Origin of the sequence: Sphingopyxis sp., from assembly GCF_036402335.1 — a bacterium.
Classification (GTDB): domain Bacteria; phylum Pseudomonadota; class Alphaproteobacteria; order Sphingomonadales; family Sphingomonadaceae; genus Sphingopyxis.
This window is the reverse complement of the sequence record NZ_DASWTD010000602.1, coordinates 1-5,024: the sequence shown is the minus strand read 5'-3', so window position 1 is coordinate 5,024 and position 5,024 is coordinate 1. Positions and strand designations below refer to the sequence as shown.

At 65.7% G+C, this 5,024-nt stretch carries 3 protein-coding genes and 1 pseudogene; 3 read left to right on the top strand and 1 reads right to left on the bottom strand.

Annotation, left to right across the window (positions count from 1 at the left end; translation table 11 throughout):
• The first annotated feature begins 193 nt into the window (after window positions 1-193).
• From VGD20_RS19575 to VGD20_RS19565, 3 genes are all read left to right on the top strand, one after another.
• On the top strand, window positions 194-1,408 hold the full coding sequence (locus VGD20_RS19575; protein ID WP_331136050.1) for an NADP-dependent isocitrate dehydrogenase: 1,215 nt from the start codon (window positions 194-196) through the stop codon (window positions 1,406-1,408).
• Between the two features lie 66 nt (window positions 1,409-1,474).
• Window positions 1,475-3,256, top strand: coding sequence for a cation:proton antiporter (locus VGD20_RS19570; RefSeq protein ID WP_331136049.1), 1,782 nt, complete (start codon window positions 1,475-1,477; stop codon window positions 3,254-3,256).
• A gap of 32 nt (window positions 3,257-3,288) precedes the next feature.
• Window positions 3,289-4,608 carry an NAD(P)/FAD-dependent oxidoreductase gene (locus tag VGD20_RS19565; RefSeq protein WP_331136048.1) on the top strand — a complete coding sequence of 440 codons (1,320 nt, stop codon included), beginning with the start codon at window positions 3,289-3,291 and terminating at the stop codon, window positions 4,606-4,608.
• 8 nt (window positions 4,609-4,616) lie between these two features.
• Here VGD20_RS19565 and VGD20_RS19560 read toward each other — a convergent pair.
• A pseudogene (locus VGD20_RS19560) lies at window positions 4,617-5,024 on the bottom strand (insulinase family protein); the annotation flags it as partial.

The following is a 5,024-nucleotide window of genomic DNA, read 5'->3' as shown; positions in this document are numbered from 1 at the left end:
GGGACGGTTCGAGGATATGATATGGGACATGGGCCGATCTTCTAGGGTGCCGCTTCTGTACTGACAATGGATAAGGCACCGTGATCGTTGCCATCCGGGTACGAACCCCGTTACGACGGGGCAGTTGATCAATCGCCCCGCTTTGCCTAAGGCCCCGTGCAACTCCGACTCCCCAAGGAAAAAGGCTGAAAGCATGGGCAAGATCAAGGTAGCCAACCCGGTCGTCGAACTCGACGGCGACGAAATGACCCGGATCATCTGGCAATGGATCCGCGAACGCCTGATCCTCCCCTATCTCGACGTCGACCTCCACTATTACGATCTCGGCATCGAGGAACGCGACCGCACCGACGACAAGATCACCGTCGAGGCCGCCAATGCGATCAAGAAGCATGGCGTCGGCGTGAAGTGCGCGACGATCACCCCCGACGAAGCGCGTGTCGAGGAATTCGGCCTCAAGAAGATGTGGAAATCGCCGAACGGCACGATCCGCAACATCCTCGGCGGCGTCGTTTTCCGTGAACCGATCGTGATGCGCAACGTCCCTCGCCTCGTCCCCGGCTGGACCGATCCGATCGTCGTCGGCCGCCATGCCTTCGGCGACCAGTATAAGGCGACCGACTTCCGCGTCCCCGGCCCCGGCAAGCTGCGCCTGGTGTTCGAGGGCGAGGACGGCACGCTGATCGACGAGGAAGTGTTCCAGTTCCCGTCGTCGGGTGTCGCGATGGGCATGTACAACCTCGACGATTCGATCCGCGACTTTGCGCGCGCCAGCCTGAACTATGGTCTCGCACGCCAGTGGCCGGTGTATCTGTCGACCAAGAACACGATCCTGAAAGCCTATGACGGCCGCTTCAAGGACCTGTTCGAGGAAGTGTTCAACGCCGAATTCAAGGCGCAGTTCGACGAACTCGGCATCGTCTACGAGCATCGCCTGATCGACGACATGGTCGCCTCCGCGCTCAAGTGGAGCGGCAAGTTCGTCTGGGCCTGCAAGAATTACGACGGCGACGTCCAGTCGGACACCGTTGCGCAGGGCTTCGGCTCGCTCGGCCTGATGACCAGCGTGTTGATGACCCCCGACGGCCAGACGGTCGAATCCGAAGCGGCGCACGGCACCGTCACGCGCCACTACCGCATGCACCAGCAGGGCAAGGCGACCTCGACCAACCCGATCGCGTCGATCTTCGCGTGGACCGGCGGGCTCAAGCACCGCGGCAAGCTCGACGACAATGCCGAGCTGATCAAGTTCGCCGACGACCTCGAAAAGGTCTGCGTCGCGACGGTCGAAAGCGGCAAGATGACCAAGGATCTGGCGCTGCTGATCGGTCCCGATCAGAATTGGTTGACCACCGAAGGTTTCTTCGAGGCGATCGTCGAGAATCTCGAAGCCAAGATGGGTAGCTGAAAACAACCAAAAAGGTTGGGATAACCACCTAGCCAATCGGGGCCGGCCTGCATAAGGTCGGCCCTTATGGTATCGGAAACAGAAACCTCCGCCATCGGCAACGCGCTGGTGGTCCTCGGCGCCGCGGGCATCGTCATCCCGGCCTTCGCGCGTTTCCGCCTGCCACCGGTGATCGGGTTTATCCTTGTCGGGCTGCTCGTCGGGCCGTCGGGGCTCGGCGCCCTCGCCAGCGACTATCCGTGGCTCAGGCACGTCACGATCGCCTCGACCGAGGATATCGCGCTGTTCGCCGAGTTCGGCATCATCCTGCTGCTCTTCTCGATCGGGCTCGAGCTGTCATTCCGCCGCCTGTGGCAGCTGCGCAAACTCGTGTTCGGCATCGGCGCTGCCGAACTGCTGCTCGGCGGACTGATCCTCGGCGCCGCGCTGAAGCTGATCGGCGACTATTCGACGCCCGCCGCCTTTGGCCTCGGCATCGCCCTCGCCCTTTCCTCGACCGCGCTCGTGCTGCCGATTGCGGGAACGAAATCGGCGGTCGGCCGCGCCTCCTTCTCGATGCTGCTGTTCGAGGATCTGGCGATCGTCCCGATCATCTTCCTCCTCGGCGCGCTGGCACCCAGCGCAACGGGCGACAATGCCGAGCTGTTGCTGACGACGCTGTGGCAGGGCGCCGTGGTCGTCGCGGCGCTCGCGATCGGCGGCTGGTTCCTGTTGCCGCGAATCTTCGCGCAGGCCGCACGCGCCAAGGATCCCGAACTGTTCCTTGCCGCCAGCCTGCTCGTCGTCATCGTCGCGGCGCTCGCGACCGCGGCGGTGGGCCTGTCGCCGATCGTCGGGGCGCTGCTCGCCGGGCTGATGATCGCCGAAACCGAATATCATAACGAGGTCGAGGCGATCACCGCGCCGTTCAAGGGCCTCGCTCTCGGGGTCTTCCTGATCAGCGTCGGCATGGGGCTGAACCTCAAGACGATCGCCGAACAGTGGCCGCAGCTGGTCGTTGCGGTCGTCGGCGTTGTGGCGATCAAGGCGATCGTTACCGCGGCCCTATTGCGCTTTTCCAACGTCGCGCGGCGCGGCACCGCGGCCGAGGTCGGCCTGCTGATGTCGAGCCCCTCGGAAACGACGCTGATCGTGCTCGCGACCGCGCTGCAGGCGCAGATCATCAGCCGCGACACCGCCGAATTCTGGCAGCTTGTCACGGCGATCGGATTGACGATCACGCCGCTCCTCGCGCGCGTCGGCCACGACATCGCGCGCCGGATCGAGATGCGGACGGGCGAGACGCAGGGCGATGACACGCCCGAAGGCCGCACCGTCATCGTCGGCTTCGGCCGCGTCGGGCACACCGTCGCCGAACTGCTGCGCGAACATCAGCGCCCCTATATCGCCGTCGACGCCGACATCGACACCGTGGCGGCGGCGCGCCACGACGGTTTCATCGTTCGCTTTGCCGACGTCGCGCGCACGGGCGCGCTCGACAAGCTCGGGATCGAAAGCGCCAATGCGATCGTGCTGACGATGGACGATCCGGTGCAGCAGCTTCGCATGACGCGCCAGCTTCGCCAGAAATATCCCGAGCTGCCGATCATCAGCCGCGCGCGCGATGCCGACCACGCCGGCTCGCTTTATCAGGCGGGCGCGAGCGACGCGGTGCCTGAAACGCTTGAAAGCTCGCTGCAACTCGCCGAAGCCGTGCTGATCGACCTCGGCGTCGCGATGGGGCCCGTGATCGCGTCGATCCACGACGTGCGGGCGAAAATGCGCCACGACATCATGACGAAAGGCAAGCTGGAGGAAGAACCGCGTATCCGCCGGACGCGGCGGCCCATCGCCGGCGACAACGGCTAGGGTCAGGACCCAGGCTTTCGAAGGAGCCCGACGTGACCACGCAGCGCAAGACCCAGATCCTCATCGTGGGCGGTGGCGCCGGCGGGCTCGAACTCGCGCGAAGGCTCGGCGCGCGGTACGGCCGCGCGAGGCACGACATCATCCTGATCGACAAGAACCGCACCCATGTCTGGAAACCGCTGCTGCACGAAGTCGCCGCGGGATCGCTCGACGCCAATCTCGACGAGGTCGGTTATCGCAGCCATTGCCACCGCTGGGGCTATCGCTTCTTTCCCGGCACGCTCGAAAGCATTGACGCCACCGCACGCGAGATCGTCATCGCACCGATGCTCGACGACGACGGCAGCGAGCTCATCGCGCGCCACCGGCTGCGTTTCGACTATCTGGTGCTCGCGATGGGCTCGGTCGGCAATGATTTCGGCACGCCGGGCGCGCGCGAACATTGCATCTTCCTCGACGAACGGCCGCAGGCGGACCGCTTCCGCAACAAGCTGCTCAACCATTGCCTTCGCGTGTCGCACGCAATGATGAAGGACCCCGCGAGCGATGCGCAGGTCCGGATTGCGCTGGTCGGCGGTGGTGCGACGGGGGTCGAGCTGGCGGCCGAACTGTTCAACGCGGCGAGCGGCCTTCGCCATTACGGGCTGGAGGTGTTCGACGAGAAACGGCTGCGCGTCACGCTGATCGAGGCCGGGCCGCGCATCCTGCCCGCGCTTCCCGAGCGGCTCGCGGCGGCAGCGCAGCAGGAGCTGGAGGCGCTGGGCGTCACCGTGCTCACCAGCACCCCGGTGACCGAAGTACGCGCCGACGCGATGGTCCTGAAATCGGGCGAGATCGTTCCCGCCGACCTGCGCGTCTGGGCGGCGGGGGTAAAGACCGCGCCGCTCGCCAACGAGGAGGACGGGCTGGAACGCGCAAGCAGCGGACAGTTCGTCGTCCGCCCGACGCTGCAGACCACCGCCGACGACCGCATCTTCGCGATCGGCGACTGCGCCTATTGCGTGTTGCCGGGAGACGAGCGGCCGGTGCCGCCGCGCGCGCAGTCGGCGCACCAGATGGCGTCGACGGTTTTCCGCAACCTCGTCGCGATCGAGAAGGGCAAGCCGCTGCACGACTTCGTCTATCGCGACCATGGCTCGCTGGTGTCGCTCAGCCGCTTTTCGACGGTGGGCAGCCTGATGGGCAATCTGGTCGGCGGGCGGATGGCGATCGAGGGCCGGCTCGCGCGGTTCGTCTATACCTCGCTATACCGGATGCACCTGATCGCGATCCACGGCTGGCTTCACGGGTTGGCGCTGATCCTGATCGGCCGGGTGAACGCCATCATCCGCCCGCGGCTGAAGTTGCACTGAGGCAGGTGCTATCGCCCACCCGCCGCCGGCACCGGTGCGGGCGCCGCACCCAGCGCCGATGCGCCGGCGAGCGTCATCCCCTTGGGCAGGATCGCCAGCGACCATTGGCGGTCGGGTGTCAGATATTGCCGCGCGAGCCGCTGCACGTCGGCAGCGGTGACGGCAGAAATATCGTCCTGGATCGATAGCGCCGCGGCGGTGATACGCGGATCGCGCGTCGCGCCCTCGAGCAGGAACATCCAGTAGACATTGCCGGTCGAGGCGCGCGCGACCTGTTCGCGGATCGGCACCGCGTTGCGCGCCAGCTCGTCGGCGCTGACCGGCTTTGCGACGAGGTCGGCGGCGATATCTTTCGCAATCCCGTAGAAGCGGTCGAGGTCCTTCGGCGCGAGCAGGCTGCCGACCAGCAGATAGCC

Excerpts from the sequence above, each read along its gene's own strand:
- VGD20_RS19575 (WP_331136050.1), top strand. The coding sequence starts at position 194 with ATGGGCAAGATCAAGGTAGCCAACCCGGTCGTCGAACTCGACGGCGAC.
- VGD20_RS19570 (WP_331136049.1), top strand. The coding sequence starts at position 1,475 with ATGGTATCGGAAACAGAAACCTCCGCCATCGGCAACGCGCTGGTGGTC.